This is a genomic window from Corynebacterium sp. HMSC29G08 (assembly GCF_001806875.1).
Lineage (GTDB): Bacteria > Actinomycetota > Actinomycetes > Mycobacteriales > Mycobacteriaceae > Corynebacterium.
The window spans coordinates 20,051-40,114 of the sequence record NZ_KV786261.1 but is presented as its reverse complement, the minus strand read 5'-3'; the positions used below and the strand labels follow the sequence as shown (position 1 = coordinate 40,114).

Annotated in this window: 18 protein-coding genes; 11 read left to right on the top strand and 7 right to left on the bottom strand. The window is 61.2% G+C overall.

Going from position 1 to position 20,064, the window contains the following annotated elements:
• The first annotated feature begins 15 nt into the window (after positions 1–15).
• Positions 16–1,143: an ATP-binding protein gene (locus HMPREF3101_RS08310; RefSeq protein ID WP_246816705.1), complete on the top strand. Its 1,128-nt coding sequence runs from the start codon at positions 16–18 to the stop codon at positions 1,141–1,143.
• Positions 1,140–1,775 (top strand): LuxR C-terminal-related transcriptional regulator, encoded by a 636-nt coding sequence (locus tag HMPREF3101_RS08305; RefSeq protein ID WP_070464316.1) that lies wholly within the window; start codon positions 1,140–1,142, stop codon positions 1,773–1,775. The genes HMPREF3101_RS08310 and HMPREF3101_RS08305 overlap by 4 nt, the downstream gene beginning before the upstream one ends.
• Positions 1,776–2,006: 231 nt before the next feature.
• Here the strand turns inward: HMPREF3101_RS08305 and HMPREF3101_RS08300 are convergent, their stop codons facing one another.
• Positions 2,007–3,959 carry an FAD/NAD(P)-binding protein gene (locus HMPREF3101_RS08300; protein WP_070464314.1) on the bottom strand — a complete coding sequence of 651 codons (1,953 nt, stop codon included), beginning with the start codon at positions 3,957–3,959 and terminating at the stop codon, positions 2,007–2,009.
• 70 nt (positions 3,960–4,029) lie between these two features.
• Between HMPREF3101_RS08300 and HMPREF3101_RS08295 the strand changes: the two genes are divergently transcribed.
• From HMPREF3101_RS08295 to HMPREF3101_RS08270, 6 genes are all read left to right on the top strand, one after another.
• Positions 4,030–5,694: a TIGR04028 family ABC transporter substrate-binding protein gene (locus tag HMPREF3101_RS08295; RefSeq protein ID WP_070464312.1), complete on the top strand. Its 1,665-nt coding sequence runs from the start codon at positions 4,030–4,032 to the stop codon at positions 5,692–5,694.
• Positions 5,694–6,656, top strand: coding sequence for an ABC transporter permease (locus HMPREF3101_RS08290; RefSeq protein ID WP_070464311.1), 963 nt, complete (start codon positions 5,694–5,696; stop codon positions 6,654–6,656). Before HMPREF3101_RS08295 ends, HMPREF3101_RS08290 begins: the two co-directional genes overlap by 1 nt.
• The gene (locus HMPREF3101_RS08285) at positions 6,653–7,540 is read left to right on the top strand and encodes an ABC transporter permease (RefSeq protein WP_070464308.1); all 888 of its coding nucleotides are present in this window, start codon (positions 6,653–6,655) and stop codon (positions 7,538–7,540) included. The genes HMPREF3101_RS08290 and HMPREF3101_RS08285 overlap by 4 nt, the downstream gene beginning before the upstream one ends.
• Entirely contained in the window at positions 7,540–9,156 is a 1,617-nt protein-coding gene (locus HMPREF3101_RS08280; RefSeq protein WP_070464306.1) for a dipeptide ABC transporter ATP-binding protein, read from the top strand. The genes HMPREF3101_RS08285 and HMPREF3101_RS08280 overlap by 1 nt, the downstream gene beginning before the upstream one ends.
• Entirely contained in the window at positions 9,149–10,360 is a 1,212-nt protein-coding gene (locus HMPREF3101_RS08275; RefSeq protein WP_070464304.1) for an alkylhydroperoxidase domain protein, read from the top strand. The genes HMPREF3101_RS08280 and HMPREF3101_RS08275 overlap by 8 nt, the downstream gene beginning before the upstream one ends.
• A gap of 124 nt (positions 10,361–10,484) precedes the next feature.
• Positions 10,485–11,876, top strand: a complete 1,392-nt coding sequence (locus HMPREF3101_RS08270) for an RNA-binding domain-containing protein (RefSeq protein ID WP_070464302.1) — start codon at positions 10,485–10,487, stop codon at positions 11,874–11,876.
• 131 nt (positions 11,877–12,007) lie between these two features.
• Here HMPREF3101_RS08270 and HMPREF3101_RS08265 read toward each other — a convergent pair whose 3' ends face one another.
• Positions 12,008–12,424 carry a hypothetical protein gene (locus HMPREF3101_RS08265; RefSeq protein WP_070464300.1) on the bottom strand — a complete coding sequence of 139 codons (417 nt, stop codon included), beginning with the start codon at positions 12,422–12,424 and terminating at the stop codon, positions 12,008–12,010.
• A gap of 125 nt (positions 12,425–12,549) precedes the next feature.
• Between HMPREF3101_RS08265 and HMPREF3101_RS08260 the strand changes: the two genes are divergently transcribed.
• Both HMPREF3101_RS08260 and HMPREF3101_RS08255 read left to right on the top strand, forming a co-directional pair.
• A complete protein-coding gene (locus tag HMPREF3101_RS08260) occupies positions 12,550–13,284 on the top strand; it encodes a hypothetical protein (protein WP_246816704.1) in 735 nt (244 codons plus the stop codon).
• Positions 13,285–13,287: 3 nt separating this feature from the next.
• Positions 13,288–14,841 carry a Y-family DNA polymerase gene (locus HMPREF3101_RS08255; RefSeq protein ID WP_070464298.1) on the top strand — a complete coding sequence of 518 codons (1,554 nt, stop codon included), beginning with the start codon at positions 13,288–13,290 and terminating at the stop codon, positions 14,839–14,841.
• A gap of 14 nt (positions 14,842–14,855) precedes the next feature.
• On the opposite strand, the gene HMPREF3101_RS08250 is transcribed toward HMPREF3101_RS08255, so the two are convergent.
• The gene (locus HMPREF3101_RS08250; RefSeq protein WP_083280172.1) at positions 14,856–15,380 is read right to left on the bottom strand and encodes an AMIN-like domain-containing (lipo)protein; all 525 of its coding nucleotides are present in this window, start codon (positions 15,378–15,380) and stop codon (positions 14,856–14,858) included.
• Between the two features lie 219 nt (positions 15,381–15,599).
• Here HMPREF3101_RS08250 and HMPREF3101_RS08245 point away from each other — a divergent pair, with 219 nt between their 5' ends.
• A complete protein-coding gene (locus HMPREF3101_RS08245) occupies positions 15,600–16,487 on the top strand; it encodes a sucrase ferredoxin (RefSeq protein ID WP_070464296.1) in 888 nt (295 codons plus the stop codon).
• Here HMPREF3101_RS08245 and HMPREF3101_RS08240 read toward each other — a convergent pair.
• From HMPREF3101_RS08240 to HMPREF3101_RS08225, 4 genes are read right to left on the bottom strand one after another with little or no spacing between them, the layout of a single operon-like run.
• Positions 16,471–17,253: an HAD family hydrolase gene (locus HMPREF3101_RS08240; protein WP_371327074.1), complete on the bottom strand. Its 783-nt coding sequence runs from the start codon at positions 17,251–17,253 to the stop codon at positions 16,471–16,473. The genes HMPREF3101_RS08245 and HMPREF3101_RS08240 overlap by 17 nt on opposite strands.
• A 33-nt stretch (positions 17,254–17,286) precedes the next feature.
• The gene (locus tag HMPREF3101_RS08235) at positions 17,287–17,979 is read right to left on the bottom strand and encodes a methionine ABC transporter permease (protein ID WP_070464292.1); all 693 of its coding nucleotides are present in this window, start codon (positions 17,977–17,979) and stop codon (positions 17,287–17,289) included.
• Entirely contained in the window at positions 17,976–19,007 is a 1,032-nt protein-coding gene (locus tag HMPREF3101_RS08230) for a methionine ABC transporter ATP-binding protein (RefSeq protein ID WP_070464290.1), read from the bottom strand. Before HMPREF3101_RS08230 ends, HMPREF3101_RS08235 begins: the two co-directional genes overlap by 4 nt.
• Positions 19,008–19,020: 13 nt before the next feature.
• Positions 19,021–19,917, bottom strand: coding sequence for a MetQ/NlpA family ABC transporter substrate-binding protein (locus tag HMPREF3101_RS08225; RefSeq protein WP_070464288.1), 897 nt, complete (start codon positions 19,915–19,917; stop codon positions 19,021–19,023).
• Positions 19,918–20,064: the final 147 nt, after the last annotated feature.

The window sequence follows — 20,064 nt, the reverse complement described above, 5'->3', positions numbered from 1 at the left end:
GCAACGATGGGGGACATGTCTGCGTTGTATCCCCGGCTGACCCGTGACCGTTCCCGCCGCGTCATTGCCGGCGTGGCGTCCGGGGCGGCTGACCTGCTCGGGGTGGACGTGAAATGGGTGCGTCTGTTTTTGGTTGCGGCGAGCTTCGCCGGCGGCTTCGGCGTGCTGCTGTATGCGGGGCTGTGGGTGTTTACCCCGGTTGCTGAAAGTGCTGCGCCGCGGCAGCGCTCGAGTGCGCTTGATATCTTCCTGGTATTGGCGGGGTTTGCGGGTGCGTTGACGTCGCTGCAGATTTCCTCCGGTGCGGGCTCCATGGTGGTGTTCATCATCGGTGTGCTCATCGTCGGTGCAGTGATCGCGTTGCAGGCGTATGACCGTGGCACGGATTCGTGGGGCAACATCGCAGCGCTGTCCTTGGGCGCGCTATTGGTCATGAGCGGGGTGCTGGCTGTGGCACTCCTTGGGGAGAGTGCCGGGGTCGCCGGGGTGGTCGTCTCCGTGCTGGTGACGGTACTTGGTGTCGGGGTGCTTGTGGTGCCGCTGATTGCCAAGTTGGCCAACTCGCTTGTCGCGGAGCGTGAGGCAAAAGCAGTGGCGCATCAGCGCGCGGAGATTGCCTCGCGCCTGCACGATTCAGTGCTGCAGACCCTGGCGTTGATCCAGCGCCAGGCGGATGATCCGGACGAGGTGGTGCGCCTTGCCCGTGGTCAGGAGCGCGAACTTCGGGCATGGCTTTTCAACGACACCGTGTCCAACCACACCACCACCTTCGCCGCGTTGCACAAGGCCGCAGGCGAGGTCGAGGATGCCTACGGGGTCGTGATTCAACCGGTCACGGTGGGTGACGACATTCCTTTCGACGAGCGCACCGAAGCGGTCGTGCTTGCCGCCCGAGAAGCAATGGTCAACGCCGCCAAGCACGCAGGCGTGGACACGATCGACGTCTACGCTGAACACCTCGCAGGCAGGCTCGGGGTGTTTGTGCGGGATCGGGGTGCCGGCTTCGACCCACAGACCGTGCCAACGGACCGGCACGGGTTGCGTGACTCCATCGTGGGACGAGTTGAGCGGGTTGGGGGAGAGGTGCACGTGGTGTCGTCGATAAGCAATGGCTCCGAGATCGAACTAGCGTTAGACCTATGACGCGCGTGTTTCTGGTGGACGATCACTCGGTTTTTCGGGCCGGGGTAAAAGCTGAGCTGGCCGCCGCAGGCGACGGCCAGCTGGAGGTTGTCGGGGAGGCGGGCACGGTTGCGGAGGCGGTGCGCGGGATCGGAAAAACGCATCCGGATGTGGTGTTGTTGGACGTGCACATGCCCGACGGTGGCGGGTTGGCTGTGCTCAAGCGCGCGCCGGGGCCTGCGTATTTGGCGCTGAGTGTCTCCGACGCTGCCGAGGATGTCATCGCGCTGATCCGTGCCGGGGCGCGCGGGTACGTAACCAAGAACATTGCAGGTACCGAACTTGTGCAGGCGATTGAGCGGGTGCGTGGCGGTGACGCGTATTTCTCGCCGCGGCTTGCCGGGTTTGTGCTCGACGCGTTTGCCTCCGGGCCGGTTGTGGAGGAGGACGACCCAGAGGTGGACTCGCTGACCCGGCGCGAACTCGAGGTGCTTCGGCTGCTTGCGCGTGGTTACACCTACAAGGAGATCGCGCAGCGCCTGTTCATCTCGGTCAAGACGGTGGAGACGCACGCCTCCAACATCCTGCGTAAGACGCAGACGTCGAACCGGCATCAGCTCACGCGCTGGGCGGTGGCGCGCGACCTGGGCTAGTGCCGGCCTCTGTTTGTCCCTGTCTGCCTCTGCTTGCCTTCTACTTGACATAACGTTTATCTGCTAGGAGGGGAGACGGGCTCCTAGCATACAACGCAAAAATGGCCGAAAGTCTGCACATTTCACCTGGGGAAATAGAGGGCGGTTTTCATTGTCTGCTAGGAGTATCCCGCCGTCCACTAGCAGACATTGCAAAAGCCCAGCGCAACCCAAGCCCAGCGCAAGCCCAGCTCAGCGCAGGCCCGCTTGCCGCAAGAGCGACAATGCAGTCTTGTCCGTTTCCTGCAGCATCAGCGGGTTCGTGCCCGGCATGGGTGAGATGGTCGTATCTGCCCACTGCTTGCCGGTGGGAATACCCACGATGTGCAGGCGGGCATCTAGTGTGCCGTCGGGGTGGACTGTGCGTCGGGTGGAGGCGTCGGTCTCCGGCGCGGCCGTTTCCACCCCGCCGGGTGCAAACGGGCGCACGCGGGAGCCATTTCTTAACGACGCCACCAGCGCGTCGCCCGATGTACGCACATCCGGGCCCGGCAGAAACGCGTCTACCAGCGCCGTTGCGCTAACGCTGCGCGAGTGGCTCCTGGCGGTATAGGTACCTTCGGTGCCGGAGTCAGAGCCGGAGTCAGAGGCGGAGTCAGAGGTGGAGACTTCGGTGGTGGGGTTGGGGCCGAGGAAGGTGGCCAGGGAGGCGTCGGTAAGCGCGAGAAGCTCGCGGGTGCGGAATAGTGGTGGGCCGGAGCCGACCATTTGGCCGAATGCCATGTACTGCGACAGTGCTGCTTCGCGGGGGCCGCGGCCGTTTTCGGTGGCGATAGCGCTGGGTTTACGGCCTGCGGAGATCACCCACAGGCCAGCCTTGATGGGGGAGTCGGCGGCGGCGACGGCCTCGCGGATGTCGGCTGCCATGCGTTGCCCGATGTGGTGGTTGAGCTCTTCCAGGGACAGGGTTTCGGTGCCGGCGAGGGGGTCGGCCCAGTCAGCCAGGTGGAAGGGTTCGGTTGTAAGGTCCGCGCAGGCTGCGCTTAAGGCTTCGGCGACAGGGAAGATGCTGGCGGCACTTGCGTGCGTGTCTAGGTCAACGGCGTCGATGGCGGCAAGCACCTCGTCTAAGGGGAGCTTCAATGCTTGCGGACGCACCCGCGCAAGCGTGGTGTAGTACGCCGCGTAGGTATCGCGTGCGAGTGCTGGCCAGAGGTCGCGGCCGAAGGAAACCGGCGCCTGGCTATTGGCGATGGCGGCGCGCAGGCGCGTGAGATCGGCTTTCGGCGGCAGCGAGTGGTACTCCGATTTCGGCAGGTAGGGGTAGCCGCGCCCGGAAGTTACGGCAAGGTGTGGTTCGCGCCCGCTGGGCTCATAACGCAGACCCGAGCGTGTAGACGCATCCTCTACAAAACGCCCACCGCGACCAATGGTGACTAGGGCCATCAGGTCGAAAAAGCCCATGCCCATGCCGCGCACCAGCACCTGCTCGCCAGGGGCCAGGCGGTCCACGTCCTGCTCAACGGGGTTGTTTGGGCCGATGTAGGTCACGCCAGAATCCGTGAATGCTTGCTGGGCCGGTGACAGGCCTGGCAGCACCCAGCCGGTGGCGAGCACCGTGGCGTCGGCGTGGACAACGGTGCCGTCGGCAAGCTCGATTGCGTCAGCATCGCCGTCCTCGCGAATGCTCCGTGCGCGGGTGTTGTGTTCAACCACCGTCACATATTCAGGCAGCTGGGCGAGTGCGACCTGCCAGACCCAGCGCAGGTATTCGCCGTAGAGCGCGCGCGATGGGTTTGACTCTGGGCGGGTTGTGCGGATCTCCTCGGTGAAGGTGGTGGGGAGGGGGTGCGGGTGGGCGTCGATAAGCGGGTGTGAATGCTCGCCCCGAAGGGCCTGGATCCACTCGTACATGGTGGGGCCTTCGAGCACTGGGGCGCCGACGGTGGCGCCGGGTTCGGTGAAGAGCGTGACGGCGCCGGCCAGGGTGTTCATGCACAGCGTGTGGGTTTGGGTGGTGTTCCAGACGCGGCCGGCGCCTATTTGGGCGTCGTCAATGATGTGGAGGGTGAGCGGGTCCTTGCTGGGCGTCGCACGCAGGTATGCGGCGAGGCGTTCAGTGATGGAGATCCCGCGGGGGCCCGCTCCGATGATTGCGATGGATGCTGCCACGAATCTAAATCCTCCGGATAGTTGAGTTGGCATCTTCTAGACTGCATAGTCTATTGTTGCGAAACAAACTTGTCTAATAATGAGTGGCACGAAGAAAGGCACCATGAACGTCTTTAGAGGGAAGGTGACACCCCCAATAGCAATTGCACTGGTAGCGGCCCTACTTGCGGGCTGTGCACCGCCGACAAGCGGGAAGTCAGACAACGTGCTGACCTACTTAGAATCCAGCTGGTTTAACAACCTGTACCCGCCGGCGGCCGGCTTTTACCCCAACGGCGGCGTGGTTAACCAGATAACAGACCGCTTGCTCTACCAGGATCCCGAGACACTTGAGCTGCACCCGTGGATTGCCACAGACCTGCCGGAGATCAATGAGGACGCAACCGTGTTCACCTTTGATATCCGCACGGACGTGACGTATTCCGACGGCACCCCCATGACGGCACAGAACATCGTGGACAACTTTGACCTCTACGGCCTAGGTGACAAGGAACGGCTGTTCAACGTCTCGGAGCAGATCTCCAATTACGAGCGTGGGGAGGTTGTGGATGAGGACACGGTGCGCTTCTACTTCAGCAAACCTTCCCCGGGCTTTGCGCAGGCAGCCTCCTCCTACAATGCAGGCTTGCTTGCTAACGCCTCGCTGAAGCTTCGCAGCGAAGACTTCGGCCCCGGCAACGCCGTCAATGTGATCGGGTCTGGTCCGTTCGTGGTGGAGTCTGAAACGCTGGGGACCGACCTGGTGCTGCGCGCCCGCGAGGATTACGACTGGGCGCCACCAGTGCTTGAGCACCAGGGCCGTGCGCGTTTAGATGGCATCCACTACACCTTTGCCGCTGAGGAAGCAGTGCGCTCCGGCGCGTTGATCTCTGGTCAGGCCGACATGGTGCGCGAGATCTCCGCTCCGGTGGAGCCGCACCTGAAAAACCACGGCATCCAGGTGGTCTCTGCAAGCACCAACGGGATGAGCAACCAGCTGGCGTTTCGTTTTAACCACCCTCTGCTGCAGGACATCCGCGTGCGCAAGGCACTGATCCACGGCATTAACCGCGAGGAAATCCTGCGCGTGCTCTATAGCGATTCTTACCCGTTGGCCACCGGGCCGATGGCGTCCACCGCACTCGGCTACACCGAAAAAGCCGGTGAGTACACCTTCGACCCGGAGCTTTCGCGCGAGTTGTTGGATAGCGCCGGGTGGCTCCCGGGGCCGGACGGTATCCGCGTGAAGGACGGGCAGCGCTTGAGCCTGTGGATTAACTACGCGCAACCGCAGCCGCGTTCCAAGGAACTAGTGACCATGGCGCAGTCTGACCTGCGTGAGCTTGGCATTGAGCTGAACATGGTGGCGGGAGACCGCGCAACGCAAAACGCAGCGGTGAAAGACATTGATCGGGTGCAGATCATGCACACAGTGGTGGGGCGTGCGGATTATGACGTGATTGTGTCCCACCTGTCGCTCAAGCGCAGAGACGCATTGCTCAACAACGCTGGCGACGACACCCCGGTAGATCCCACGTTGGAGGAACTGTTATCCAAAGTCTCGTCCACGGCCGACGCCGAGGGGCGTGCCGCAGCATCGAAGGCAGTGCAGGATTACCTCACCGAGCAGGCCTACGTGCTGCCGATGTTTGAAGAGCCGCAGGTCTACGCGCTGGCACCGTACGTGGAGGGTTTTGCGCCCGAAGCGGTGGCGCGCCCGAGTTTCTACAGCGTGTACTTCGAAAACGGCAAGGATGAAGAAGGCACCGCAAAGGAGGCCGAGAACTAATGGGCCGCTACATTGCGAAGCGCTTAGGCCAGGCGCTGATTGTGTTGCTGCTGGCGTACACGCTGGCGTTTTTCCTGCTGTCGGCGTTGCCGTCGGATGGTGTGGCGGCACGCTACGCGGATCCGGCACTGGGGTTGTCCAACACGGAGATCGCGCAGATTCGTGAGCAGATGGGTGTGGATAAGCCGCTGATTGAGCAGTACTTTGCCACGCTTGGCGGGTTGTTTACCGGCAACCTGGGTTACTCGGTGGCAACCGGCACCCCGGTGTCCAGCTTGATTGCGACAGCCACGCCGCACACGTTTGTGTTGGCAGTGTCTTCGGTTGGTTTGGCTATTGTGGTTGCGCTTGCTGTGGCGTGGGTGGCAACCCTGCCGGGTGGAGGCGTTATTCGCCGGGGTTTCCGCGCGTTGCCGTCGTTTATGGTTTCGCTTCCGGGCTTTTTCATTGCGATTGTGCTGCTGCAGGTGTTTTCTTTCCAGCTTGGCTGGGTCAACGTGGTTAATCCGACCGCGTTCGAGGGCTTGATTCTGCCCACCTTGACGTTGGTTGTGCCCATGGCGGCACCGTTGATTCAGGTGCTGATCCGCTCGATTGATGAGGTCCAGGCGAAGCCCTTCGTACAGGTGCTGCGGGCGCGTGGTGCCAGTGAGTCACGGATTTTCTGGCGCGATGTGTTGCGCAACGCGCTGCTGCCGGCGATCACTATGGCTGGCCTGTTGTTCGGCGAGCTTGTCGGTGGCGCCGTGGTCACGGAGACGGTGTTTGGCCGCGCGGGCCTTGGCCAGCTCACGGTCAACGCTGTGTCCTCCCGTGACATGCCGGTGCTGCTTGGCGTGGTGCTGATTGCTGCCGCCGCCTACGTGATTATCAATTTGGTTGTTGACCTGCTGTACCCAGTTTTGGATGTCCGGCTGCGCGACACCACTTCGAAAACTCCCACTAAGGAGGGTGCGAAATGAGCATTTCGCTTATCGACGCCCACGTAAACCCCAACAAACGCTCCCCCAAGCGAGACCCTAGGCGTGGTCTCAAGCGCAGCACCCCCAAGCGCTGGAGCGCGCCGGGGACCATTATCGCGATTGTGGTGCTGGTCGTCGCATTTTTGTGGGCCCTGGTCCCGGGTGTGTTTGCTACGCATGATCCGTACAAAGGCACGGATGTGGCGCTGCTTGCGCCGAGTTCGCAGCATTTCTTTGGCACTGACGCGGTGGGGCGCGACCTGTTCTCCCGCGTGGTGTTTGGTGCGCGCCAGTCGCTGCTCGGCGCCCTGATTGCCGTGGCTGTTGGTCTGGTGTTGGGTACCCTGATCGGCCTGATCGCCGGCACGCAGCGCGGCTGGGTGGAAACTGCGCTGATGCGCTTTGTCGATGTGCTTTTAGCCATCCCCGGCATCCTGCTTTCTTTGTCCATCATCATCGTGACCGGCTTCGGCTCTCTGCAGGCTGCGTTTGCGGTGGGTATGACGTCTGTGGCTACGTTTGCGCGGTTGGCTCGCTCCCAGGTCATCCAGATTGCAAACGCTGAGTTTGTGGAGGCCGCCTACGGCTCCGGTGCAACGCAGACCCAGGTGCTGGTGCGCCACGTGCTGCCGAACTCACTGACCCCGGTGTTGGCACTGGCGGCGCTGCAATTTGGTAGTGCGATCCTGCAGTTGTCCATCCTCGGGTTCTTGGGGTACGGCGCACCGCCGCCGGTGCCGGAGTGGGGCCTGTTGATTGCAGAGGGACGCGACTTCATGGCCACCGCCTGGTGGCTGATTCTGCTGCCTGGCCTGGCCATTGTGGCCACGGTGATGTCCGCTAACCGCCTGTCTGAGGCGATCCGATCGGAAGGGGAGAAGTAATGAGCACCCCAGTACACGAACCACTGTTGTCCGTCGAGGGCTTGACCGTGTCCTACGGCGGCAAAGACCCGGTGGTGCAGGACGTGTCTTTTGCTGTGGAGGCCGGCAAGATCACCGCGATTGTGGGTGAGTCCGGCTCCGGTAAGACAACGTCTGCCATGGCGTCGATTGGGTTATTGGACCCCAGTGCGCACATCCACAGCGGCACAGTTCTTTTTAAAGGTGAGGACATTACCGGCGCCACCAACGCACAGTGGCGTCAGTTGCGCGGCGTGCACATCGGCCTGGTGCCGCAGGATCCGAACAACTCGCTGAACCCGCTGAAAACCATCGGTGCCTCGGTTGAGGACGGGATGGCAATCCATGGGATCGGGGACGCGGCGAGCCGCAAGGAGCGCACGCTTGCGTTGCTTCGGCGTGTGGGGATTGATGACCCGGAGCGCAGGTACGCACAGTACCCGCATGAGCTTTCTGGTGGCATGAAGCAGCGCGTGCTGATCGCCGCGGCGGTTGCGCTTGAGCCGCAGGTGATCATTGCGGATGAACCGACGTCTGCACTCGATGTGACCGTGCAGAAAACCATCCTGGATTTGTTGGATGAGATGCGCGCGGAGCTGGGCCTGGGCATTGTCTTGATCACCCACGATTTGGCTGTTGCGGGTGATCGCGCGGATGACGTGGTGATTATGCAGCGCGGCCACGTGGTTGAGCGCGGGCCCGCGGGCGAGGTGTTGGCGAACCCAACGCAGGAGTACTCCAGGCGGCTGTTGGATAATGCGCCGTCGCTCGCAGTGGCGGACGCCTACCATCGCACGTCGCCAAGTACGGAGACGCTTTTGAGCGTTGAGGGTTTGAGCAAGCAGTTCGGCGATTTCACCGCGATTGAGAACATTTCCTTTGAGGTCAAGCGCGGCTCTACCCACGCGCTGGTTGGCGGTTCCGGTTCCGGCAAGACCACCACGGGGCGTGCGATTGCCATGTTTAATCAGCCCACGGCCGGCACTGTCACTTTGGACGGTACGGACCTGACCCAGCTGACGTCGCGTGAGAAGCGCGCGATGCGTGCACGCGTGCAGATGGTGTACCAAAACCCGTACGCGTCTTTGGATCCGAAGATGCGGATTCGTGACATTGTTGCGGAGCCGGTGCGCAACCTGCATAGGGTGAGCAAGTCGAAGAGTGTAAAGCTTGCAGACGAGTACCTGAATCGCGTTGCGCTTGACCCGGCGGTGTTTGCCCAGCGTATGCCGGCGCAGCTTTCCGGTGGCCAGCGCCAGCGTGTGGCTATTGCGCGCGCTTTGATTGTGCAGCCGGAGCTTGTGGTGCTGGATGAAGCTGTGTCTGCGCTTGATGTGACGGTGCAGGCGCAGATTCTGGAGTTGTTGGAGCAGCTGCAGCGTGAGCTGGGCTTGACGTATGTGTTTATCTCACATGACCTGGCGGTGGTGCGTCAGATTTCGGATACGGTGAGTGTGTTCCACCGCGGCCGCCAGGTGGAGACCGGTGCGACCGATACGGTGTTTACACACCCGCGGCATGAGGTCACGCGTGAGTTGATTGACGCTATTCCGGGTAGCGTGTTCCGCGCCCGACAGTTAGGAGAGTTCGTTGTCTAACATTATTGATGTTCTAGCTGGGGTTACGCTGCCTGAGCGTTCGGCTCGTCCGGACGCGGTGGCGAATGCTGAGCGCAGTTTTGAGGCACTGTTTGAGAGCAGTTTGCTTATCGACGTCCCCGCCAACCATCGCTACGCCACCGCCGCCTTTATCGCGGGAATTTCTGGCGACGCGCGCGCCTTCGACTTCTACGCCGACCTGCTCAGTGATGAGGACGAGGCGTTGGTTGAGGTTGTCGCCGCCGCCGTGAAAGCGGGCCGTTCCACAGGTCCGTATGCGGGCGGGGATTTCGTCTTGTTTGGTGATGTTGAGGGGCTGGATGCGAAACTTGCCGCTGCTTTCGACTTCGCACACCTGCTTACCTTCCACCCGAAGGATGCCTCACCTGCGGCGATCGGTCACCTGCAGGAGGCTGGCTACACCGAAACCGGCATCGTATCGTTGTCCCAGCTGATCTCGTTTGTGGCGTTTCAGCTGCGCGTGGCGCACGGCGTGCGGGTGCTCGCAGGCGCTTCTGGTGCCGCTGGGGTTTCGGGGGCTTCGGTAGAAGCACCCGCGCGCGCTGCTGGTGTTGCGGATCCGGGCTGGGCGCCAACGCCAGCAACCCTGCAGCCCGAGGTTGTGGCACCGGCAGGCTTTGTCAACCACTCGCTGGGATGGAAGCCATGGGTTGCACCGCTGCCGAAGGATGAGTTCACCGAGGAGCACATTGATGCGCTGATCAAACCTGAGCGTATTGATATGGAGTACTTCCGTCTTCTGGCGCATGACCCGGCGGCGCTGAAGGCGCGCACCCTGACGGACCTGGACATTTTCTACAACACGGAAGGCGGCCTTGCGCGCGCGGAGCGTGAGCTGGCTGCGACGGTGGTGTCGCGGCTGAACGGGTGCGAGTACTGTGCCTCCGTCCACCAGGCGCGTGCAAAGGACGAGGGCGGCGACGCCAAGATTATTGATCGTCTCCTTGCCGAAGGCGTCGAAACCGACCTGGGCTTCCCACTGTGGAACGCGATCCGGGATGCAGCTGTGGCGCTTACCTGCACCCCCTTCGCGTTTGGCAAGGCCGAGGTGGAGGCACTGCGCGCGGCTGGTCTCGATGACGTGTCGATTATCGACGTCATCAACGCCTCCGCCTTCTTCAACTGGGCAAACCGCCTGATGCTCACCCTCGGTGCGCCGGACGTGCCGAAGCGCTTCCGCTAGGCGGTTGGGGGTGCGTGATTCTGGGTGCGTTTCGAGCTACTCGAAACGTGCTCGAAACGAATTTTCCTAGTCTGACCTGGGAATAACATTCTACTCGAAACGGTTTCGAGTAGAATGTTGAGCTGTGAGTGTGCAGCGCAACTTTTCTGAGGATCCCCGCCAGCTTCTGCAGGTCCCAGAGGATCAGTGGTTTGAGCGCAAATCCTTCCGCATTAAGCCGAAGGATTTGGCCAAAACCATTGTGGGGATGGCGAATGCTGAAGGCGGCATTATTGCCGTTGGTATTACGGACCGCGAGTTTGATGGGCGTCCAAGTGCCACGCAGGACAATGCTCTGCGGCAGACGGCGTTGGACCATACAGATCCAACAGTCCGAGTGCAGATAAAAGTTTGCGAGGTGGGGGAGGGTGCGCAGGTGTATCTCTTCCATGTACTGCCAAGTGAGCGTGTGCATTACTTGAAATCCGGCGAGTGCTATCTGCGGGTTGGCGATGAATCTCGTCAGCTGAAGGCAGACGATATTCTTGAGCTTCGCTACACCAAGGGCGAGCAGCAGTACGACGCGACGGTTCCGCCGAGGGTAGACCGCAGTGACCTGGATCTGGAGCTGGTCGGGGATTATGCCGAGGCGATTGGGTCATCCTCTACGGAAGATGCTCTGAAGGCCCGGAATTTGATTGACCGCGAAGGCAATCCGCGTACGGCCGCTATCTTGCTGTTTGCTAAAAACCCGCAAGAGTTTTTCCCTAACGCCCATATTCGGGTGCTTCGCTTTGGTGAGGATCAGCGACTGCCTGGCCAGATGCAGCAGCTGATGGATGATCAGCGTTTTGATGGACCAATACCGAAACAAATCCAGGCCGCCCAAGAAGTGATCGGCGCAATGCTGCCTAGTGTTCGTAGGTTGACGGGCTCGGGCTTGTTTGAGGACGAGAACCTGATTCCCCATGACGTCTGGCTTGAGGGGTTAGTCAACGCAGTAGTGCACCGCTCGTACAGCATGGTCGGGGATCATATTCGCTTTGAAATCTACCCGGGGCGTATTGAGATTTCGAGTCCTGGGCGGTTTCTTGGGTGGGTTAACCCGCGGACGCCGGAATCGTTAGCTTGCTTTGTTCGTAACCCAATGATCGCCCGTGTAGCCAGGGAGCTTCGTCTCGGTCAGGGGCTGGGGGAGGGCATCCGGCGTATGTTCGCCAGCATGCGCAGGGTGGGATTTGCTGATCCGGTGTATAACCAAACAAGTGGCAGTGTCGTGCTTACGCTGAATGCGATTCAGCGTTTAGCTCCCCAGGTCTTGCAAAGCTTGCCTCGCTACGCCGAGGAAGTGCTGACGGTGCTTGAAACAAATGGGCGGCCGATGTCTACAGGTGAGATTGCTGAAGTGTTGGAGCTTTCCGCTCCGCCCGTGCGCCGGGCGCTGCAGGCAATGCGCGACGCACGGTTGGTGCAGTGGCGCGGAAACGGTCCGCGTGATCCGCGCGCTGTTTGGTATGTCGAGGGGATATTGCGTTAAGTAATTCTGAGTGCATTTCGAGCTACTTGAAACGTACTTGAAACGTGCTCGAAACGAATTTTCCTACTCTGACCTGCGGATAGCAATCTACTCGAAACGGTTTCGAGTAGATTGTTTCGAGTACTCGCGCTTTAGGCGTAGGCCAGTCGGCGCGACCCATCCACGTGCGGGTACAGTACCCACGCGGCGCCGAACAATACGACAAACGTCACTGCCACGCCCCATAGGGGCCACGCTGCGAGTGGCGCCAACATGAGGAGCAGCCACCAAGCCATAAGCGGAAGCATCATGCTTATCTGTGGTCCCGTATATACGTTCTTTTGTTCCCCATACGCCCGCATTTGCTTGCGGTAGGGGTGTGCAAGCGTGACTGCGACTGCCGCGATGACGCACGCCAGCGCGAGCATCACCTTAGTGCCAACGGCCAGCTGTGAAACTAGGGCTGCTACCGACCCAGCAACTCCAAGTGAGCCAATCACGTGCACGATGATCGGCGTGGGGATCGGCGTTTTTCGGTTAAGGGCCTCGGCAGCACTGATGGGGATCACGTCAGAGACGTTACCGTGCGACTCCTCCGCTAGTGCTTTGAGCCGACGGGAAGCGGCCCCCGCATAGAAAGCCTGTTCGACCTTGGCGCTTGCCTGTGTTTTGGGTGGAGTGCATACTAAACGCTGTGAGTGGAACGTCTATTCGATCGCTCGCGGCGCTCCCGGAGGAGGTCGTGGGAGCAGAACACCCAAGTCGGGCTGAACAAATCGCGCAGTTGCGTGCCCAGATGGCGGCGTTGGGTGGGGAGGTGGTGCGCCCGGTCGTCGAAAAGCATGGCACTCTCACTGTCAAAGGATCATTATCCCAGGTCCTGCCTAACAACGGGTTGCCCAAGCAGGCGGTCACGCACTGTAGTGACACTCCGGCGCTGATCGTGGAGATCATCGACCAAGTTACCGCTGCTGGCGGGCACGTTGGTGTGGTTGGGTGGCCGGAGTTGTCATACGCGGCAATCCCTGCAGAAGGGTTAGAACGCATCATCGCAGTGCCGGACCCAGGGGTTGAAGACATCGCCGTAGCGGGCGTACTTGCAGAGGGGCTGGACTTGGTTGTTCTGCGCACGAGAACTCAGCTCGAACTCACGCCGGTGCGTGCGCGTCCTTTGCTGGCGCGTCTGCGTAAAGGTAACGCGGCGCTGCTGACCGTCAACACCACGGTGCCCTCGCCGGCACTCACCATCACCGGCCACATCGAAGGCTTTCGCGGCATCGGCGAGGGCCTGGGCCGCATCAACGGCATTGACCTGCGTGTGCGCGCTGAGAGTAAAGGCACTCGCCCGGCCAGCACCACGGTCACGCTCGGCCAAAAGCAACAAAAACACCCAAAGAAACAACCAACCCACCTCCGGGCGGTGCCCTAAACCATGCGGGTCGCGGCACTGTGGTTTCCGGATTGGCCGGTGCAGGCGGCAAAGCTGGAACATGACGATGAGCTGGAAGAACCCATCGCGATTGCCAGCCAGCATCGGATTAAGGTGTGCTCGCAGGCGGCGCGTCGCGTAGGCATCCGCCGCGGCATGCGTGTGCGAAACGCCCAGGCTGCAGCACCGGAGCTTATGGTTATTGACGATAACCCGGACCGTGACGGCCGCATGTTCGCCTCCCTTGCCGCAAGCCTGGATGACGTCGCCGCAAGCGTAGAAGTACTGCGTCCGGGCTTGGTGGTTGTGGATCTACAGGCCGCCGCCAAGTTTCACGGCAGTGAAGATGTGGCGCTGGAGATGCTTATAGACGCAGTGTCGAGACGCGGCATCGACACCCAAGCCGGTGCCGCCGATGAGATCGCCACCGCCATGATCGCCGCGCGTACCTCCCAGATCGTGCCGCCACAAAAATCTCGCGAGTTTTTGGCCAACCATCCGATTACTGCCTTGACCGCAGAGACCGCCCTTGCCGCCGACCCAGAGACTGTGCGCACGCTGGGCCAACTCGGTATTGCCACGCTCGGTCAGCTTGCTGAGATCCCACCTGCCGCTATGACTACGCGCTTCGGTGCGCATGGCATGCATATTCATCGGGTGGCGGTGGCTGCGCCGGATCGTCGAGTAGCACCAGAGCTCCCCACAGAGGACCTCGCTGTGGCGATCATCCCTGAAGATCCCATCGAACGTGTAGACGCGGCAGCCTTCGCCGCCCGCGCGCTCGCCGCGAGTTTGCATGAGCGTCTCAAAGAAACCGGCCGCAACTGCCTGCGCCTGAAAGTTATCGCGGAACTTGCAGACGGCACCCGTGTGGAACGCATCTGGCGCACCCGCGAAGCGCTCACCGAGCACGCCACGGCGGATCGCGTGCGCTGGCAGCTTGACGGCTGGCTGACCTCCGGCGGCGCTGGCGCGATCACCTCACTGATCCTGGAGCCACTCGAACTCGCCCAGCCAGACATCGCGGGCGAACTGTGGTCCCAAGGCGCATCATCCGACGGCGCACGCCGCGTCATTGAGCGGGTGCAGTCCCAGCTTGGCATCGACGCAGTTGTCCAACCACGCCTGGTTGGCGGCCGTGGCGTCGCCGAACGCATCCGCCTTGTCCCCTTCGGCGAAGCCCCACCCGAAACCACCGACCACACCTGGCCCGGCGCCATCCCCGCACCGCTGCCCGCGCGCCTCGGCGGCGGCATCGATCACCCCGCTTCGAGCATTCTGCTTATCGACGCCACCGCCAACCCCATCACCGTCACCGCCGAAGCCCTCCTGTCATCCAAGCCCTACGCACTCAAGTGGGGCGAGAAGAAATACCTGGTTACCGCATGGGCGGGTCCGTGGCCGGTAGATGAGGGGTGGTGGGGCCATGAGGCGCAACACAACAAGGCGGCACGCATGCAGGTTGTCGGTCAACTCGCGGGCGATTCCGCAGGCGAGGTCACCGGGTGGCTGCTGGTGTGGACGCGGCGCGCCTGGCGCGTAGAGGCCGTGTACTAGTTGCGGGCGCAGTATTAACGCTGAAGATCAATAATCAGACGCTTCGGGTTATCCAGCATCTGCACCGAGTAGGGCGCCTTGTCACGCAAGCCCACTACGATCTGGCTGCGCCCTTCCGAGGTGCCGCCGTTGACTACGGCAACCACGTTGTCCGATGGGTTAGCTACCTGTATAAGTTCTGTGATGTCAACGCCGATTTCGCCGGGGTGGATGGTGCCGTCGACGTTGATGTTGAGAAACTCCTGGCCGTCTATAGTCAGGGGCTTGCCTACGGAAACCTTCATTGGGGTTGAGGTGTAATCCACAAACCAGCCGGGCTCACCGTCGCCTTCTAGTTGCACCTCAATGCGATCAACAACACCGCTGTCACCATCGTGGGTGTCCACCCGCACCTTAGAGACCACAAGCTGGGCAGGCTCAGATGGGCGTTGGGATTCAGGGGAGAGGTTTGGGTTGTGATCTGCCTTGTCGCGGTTGATGCCCGCTAAGACGGCAGTGGGGGTTGCAGTGGGGGTTGGGGTGGCTGGAGCAGTTGTCACGCCTTGTGCCTGATGTCCATGACCGGCGACTGGAGGACCGGCGACTGGGGGAGTGTCAGTAGCGCAGCCACCCAAAAAGAGCGAGGTCCCCACTAACACCGCAATCGTACGCCCAGCAACAAACATGCTTTCACGCTATCCAACGCCGCGTACTGGGCAAAACTACAAGTATGAAAATTAGGAATGGTTATCAAAACGTTAGACAGTATGGTGTGAGGTATGACTTCCCTTACTCCGCCCTGCTCAGATGTTGCGGTTGAGGCCTTGCCTGGAACCGCGAAGCCCGGCTCGACCTACGTACTCTTCGAATGGCCGGGAGCGTGGGGCCGCGACGTGCTCGACGGCGGCACGTTCGGTGAGGAACTCACCGCCAAGCTCAAAGCGCACATGAAGCGCTACAACGCCACGCTGCTATTGATCCGCCACTCCACACGAGAAGCCCGTCAGATTACGGATCACCACGTCTACCTTGTCTTCGCCGACCAGGGTGTGACCGAGGTGTTGCACGTGGACGGTCCGGAGGACGTGCTGGGGTTGGATTTGTCGGGGGTGGGGAAAAACGGGGCGCAACTACGCCAAAAGCCCCTGCTTTTGATCTGTACACACGGCAAGCGCGACACCTGCTGTGCGGTCAAGGGCCGGCCGCTGGTCAATGAACTGCGGCGTGGTGATGAGGTGTGGGAGACGTCCCACATCAAGGGCCACAGGTTTGCCCCGACGATGATGCTGATGCCGTGGGCGTTCAGCTTCGGACGCATGAGCCGTGAGGCGACCTCCGCGATGTTGGAGCACGCCGATGACGGCCTGTTCTTCGTGCCCGGCAACCGCGGCCGCGGCACGCTGACTCCGCCAGAGCAGACCGCGGAGATCGCCGTTGCGGCTGCACTGTCCCACCAGGGTATCCAAGTGGGGATTGATCAGTTGCAGGTGCGTGACAACACCGTTGAAGGTGCAACCGCGACAGTGACCGTGATCGACCGGGACACTGGCCACCAGTTCGAGGTGAAACTACGCCAAAAGGACATCGAAGGCGTGGTGGATTCCTGCGGCAAGGCGCCGAAGACCGGCAAGGGCTGGGTCGTGGACACCATTACGCCAGGCCGTTGAGCACGTCGGCCACAGCCTCGATGACGTGGTCGGTGGCCTCTTTCACGTCTGCAGGAGAGTGCGTAAAGCTGAAAGACTGATCCGCAATGGCGTGCATATCAAGGTCATTCCAGGAATCCCCGAACGTGTAGATCCCCACGTCCCGGCGGTTGATGCCCAGGTGCTCAAGCAACTCAAGCACGCCTGTGCCCTTGTTGCGGCCGTTGGCCATGATGTCCACGTAATCCAGGTTCTGTGCCACGGTGACTTGGGGGAATTGTTCGGCCCAGGAGACAACGTGGCGCCTCAACGCGGGATCCGTCACACGGATCGGCACGACTGCAAACGTGTGATCCGGGATCTCTGAGAGCGTCATGTGCGCAAAGTGGTCCGTGAACAAGTCTCCAGTCTTAGTGTTGACGCTAAACGCGCCATCCACCGGACCTACTGTGGTGCCAAAAATAGCAACGCCCTCGGTGTCACCGAACTTTTCGACTGCGGCTCGCAGAATATCCGTGTCAATGGGGTAGGAGTAGATCAGATCAGCGCCGTTGCCAGTGGTTGCAGACGCCCCGTTGGACAACACGCGGTAATCAAACACCAGCGCGTCTTCCGGGGGCATTGCAAACGTAAGCGCCGAGCGCGACCGGCCCGTGGCCGCAATGGCCAGGTTTCCGTTGTCGCGCCAGGCGCTGATTGCTTCTAAATCCTGTGGGTTGAAGCTGTAGGTGCCGTCTGGGCGGCGGTGGTACAAGGTGCCGTCAAAGTCGAATACCGCAATCTTCACGCACACCATGGTAGTGGTGCGCGAAATGTGCAGCTAGCGGCGCATAACCTTCTTGGACAACCAGTTGCCCACAAACTGGGCCAGCTGCACCACGGCCACGATGACAATCACCGCAGCCCAGGTTACGGCCGGCTCGAACTGGCGGTAGCCATACACAATGGCGAAGTCACCCAAGCCGCCGCCGCCGATGTAGCCCGCCATTGCGGACATGTCGATCACGGCGATGAAGATGAAAGTGTATCCCAGGATCAGCGGGCCGAGAGCCTCCGGCAGGATCACGGACTGAATAATCTTCCACGGGCCGGCGCCCATGGAGCGCGCAGCCTCGATCACACCCGGATCAATGGCCACCAAGTTCTGCTCCACGATGCGGGCCACGGTGAACGTAGCGGAGAAACACATCACGAACGTTGCGGCGGAGCGGCCGATCGTGGTGTCCACCACCGCAAGGGTGATGGGGTAGAGCATGGCGATCATGATGATGAACGGGATCGGCCTAAAGAAGTTCACGGCCACGTTGATCAGCGTGTACACCAGGCGGTTCTGCAGAATGCCGCCTGAGCGGGTGGTGTAAAGGAACACACCTAAGACCAGGCCGAAGAAGCCGCCCACAACCATGGTGATGGCAACCATCCACAGCGTGTCTCCGATCGCTTCGACGAACACGGGGCCGAGGCGTTCCCAGTTGGCTTCCGCAAGGAGGAACTCGTTCACGTTTGCGCTCATCGGGTGATCTCCTGAATATCGGTGGTGGTTTGCAGGGTGTGCAGGAACTCATTGATTGCGGCGTCATCACCGTTGAGGCGCACCGTCATCTTGCCAAAGCTGTGCTCCTGCAAGGTGGTAATACCGGCGTGGACCGGCTGCACCGATACGCCGCGTGCGCGAGCCTTCTCAGCAGCGCCGAAGAAGCCCGAGTTATCGGTCAGGTCCACCGTGAACAGGCGTCCCGGCGCGGCGTTGAGTAGCTGTTTTTCCTCAACCTCATTCGGCGTGTTGCGCAGACTGGTGGATACAAAGCGCTCGGCGACGCGGGTCTGCGGGTTGGAGAACACCTCATAGACGGTGCCATACTCAACCACGCGGCCGTTTTCCATCACTGCAACCTTGTCGGCGATGGCGCGGATCACGTCCATCTCGTGCGTGATCACCACGATGGTGATGCCGAACTCCTCGTTGACGCGGCGCAAAAGACCCAGCACCTCTTCGGTGGTTTCGGGGTCGAGGGCGGACGTCGCTTCGTCGGCAAGCAACAGCGATGGGTTGGTAGCCAGGGCACGGGCGATGCCAACGCGCTGCTTCTGGCCGCCGGAGAGCTGCTCCGGGTAGTTCTGGCCGCGATCAGACAGGCCAACGAACTCAAGCAGCTCAGCCACACGCGCCTTGCGCGCTGCCTTGTCCATGCCCGCAAGCTGCAACGGGTACTCCACGTTGGCTGCCGCGGTGCGGGAAGACAGCAGGTTGAACTGCTGGAAGATCATGCCAATGTTGCGGCGGATCTTACGTAAGTCTTTTTCGGACTTGCCAACCACATCGGTGCCGTCTAGCAGCAGCTGCCCCGAAGTTGCCTGATCAAGCCCGTTAATCAAACGTACAAGCGTTGATTTACCGGCACCCGAGTAGCCAATGACGCCGAGGATTTCGCCGGGCTCAACGGTAAGGGTTACCCCATCTACCGCCCTGACCTCGCGGCCGCCCGTTTTAAATACCTTTTCTACGTCCCGGAATTCGACCCGGGTGCCGGTGTTTTCCATGAATTACAGCTTCTTACTTTTCGTTCTCAACTAGACGGTCGAGGATCTCGTTCAGCTCTTCCTTCGGGCGCTCAACCTCAACAGCGGTGTTGCGGGAGTCCTTCTGTACAGCCTCAGCAACAGCCGGGGCGTGCCACAGCTCAGCCAGCTTCTGGTAGGTCGGGTTGTCAATGTCTTCAGCGCGGGAAGCGAACACGTTGATGTACGGCTCGCCCTGCTCGGAAGCCGGGTCATCCTGGAAGATAGCCTCGCCCGGCTCAATGCCAGCGCGGTCCAGCCAGGAGTTGTTGATGATCGCCGGGCGGCCCTCCTTGTAGGCAGTCGGGGTCTGGGAAGCGTCAACCGGAACCACGGAGACCTTGGATGCCTCAGCGTCAATGTCAGCCGGGGTCGGAGCCAGCTCGTCTGCGCCGTCCTTCAGGGTGAGCAGGCCAGCCTGGACCAGCACGTTGATGGCGCGGCCCTGGTTGGAGTCATCGTTCGGGATGGCGATCTCGGAGCCCTCGATGCCGTCCAGGGAGTCGTGGTCCTTCCAGAACAGTGCCAGCGGGTAGATCTCGGTGGAGCCGAGCACTCGCAGGTCCTTGCCGGAGGAAGCGTTGTACTTAGCCAGGTAGAGGATGTGCTGGAACTTGTTCAGGTCCAGCTCGCCCTGCGCCAGGGCCTCGTTGACCGGCGGGTAGTCGGAGAACTGCACGATGTCCAGGGTGATGCCCTCTTCGGCGGCCAGGTCAGCGAAGACAGACCAAGCCTGCTGGTCAGCGTCGGTGGTGCCAATCTTGACTACGACGTTGTCGCCGTCCTGGCTAGCTGCGTCGGTAGCGGAGTCGGACTCGTTGGAGCAAGCAACCAGGCTGGTTGCTGCGATGGTCAGTGCCGCCAGGGAGGCGGTGATACGAGATGCACGCATGAGGATTCTCCTTTATAGGCATCGGGAATGTACGAGGAGTGAATTTAGCACCCCATGTACCGCTTAGTCTATTTCCGGCCCAAATAAGGGGTGCGATGATTGACCAAGCTGTCTGTAGGTCAAGATTTAGCATTAGAACGTACAGGC

Coding starts and splice junctions, on each gene's coding strand:
- HMPREF3101_RS08310 (WP_246816705.1), top strand. CDS start 16: ATGTCTGCGTTGTATCCCCGGCTGACCCGTGACCGTTCCCGCCGCGTC.
- HMPREF3101_RS08305 (WP_070464316.1), top strand. CDS start 1,140: ATGACGCGCGTGTTTCTGGTGGACGATCACTCGGTTTTTCGGGCCGGG.
- HMPREF3101_RS08300 (WP_070464314.1), bottom strand. CDS start 3,959: ATGCCAACTCAACTATCCGGAGGATTTAGATTCGTGGCAGCATCCATC.
- HMPREF3101_RS08295 (WP_070464312.1), top strand. CDS start 4,030: ATGAACGTCTTTAGAGGGAAGGTGACACCCCCAATAGCAATTGCACTG.
- HMPREF3101_RS08290 (WP_070464311.1), top strand. CDS start 5,694: ATGGGCCGCTACATTGCGAAGCGCTTAGGCCAGGCGCTGATTGTGTTG.
- HMPREF3101_RS08285 (WP_070464308.1), top strand. CDS start 6,653: ATGAGCATTTCGCTTATCGACGCCCACGTAAACCCCAACAAACGCTCC.
- HMPREF3101_RS08280 (WP_070464306.1), top strand. CDS start 7,540: ATGAGCACCCCAGTACACGAACCACTGTTGTCCGTCGAGGGCTTGACC.
- HMPREF3101_RS08255 (WP_070464298.1), top strand. CDS start 13,288: ATGCGGGTCGCGGCACTGTGGTTTCCGGATTGGCCGGTGCAGGCGGCA.
- HMPREF3101_RS08245 (WP_070464296.1), top strand. CDS start 15,600: ATGACTTCCCTTACTCCGCCCTGCTCAGATGTTGCGGTTGAGGCCTTG.
- HMPREF3101_RS08235 (WP_070464292.1), bottom strand. CDS start 17,979: ATGAGCGCAAACGTGAACGAGTTCCTCCTTGCGGAAGCCAACTGGGAA.
- HMPREF3101_RS08230 (WP_070464290.1), bottom strand. CDS start 19,007: ATGGAAAACACCGGCACCCGGGTCGAATTCCGGGACGTAGAAAAGGTA.
- HMPREF3101_RS08225 (WP_070464288.1), bottom strand. CDS start 19,917: ATGCGTGCATCTCGTATCACCGCCTCCCTGGCGGCACTGACCATCGCA.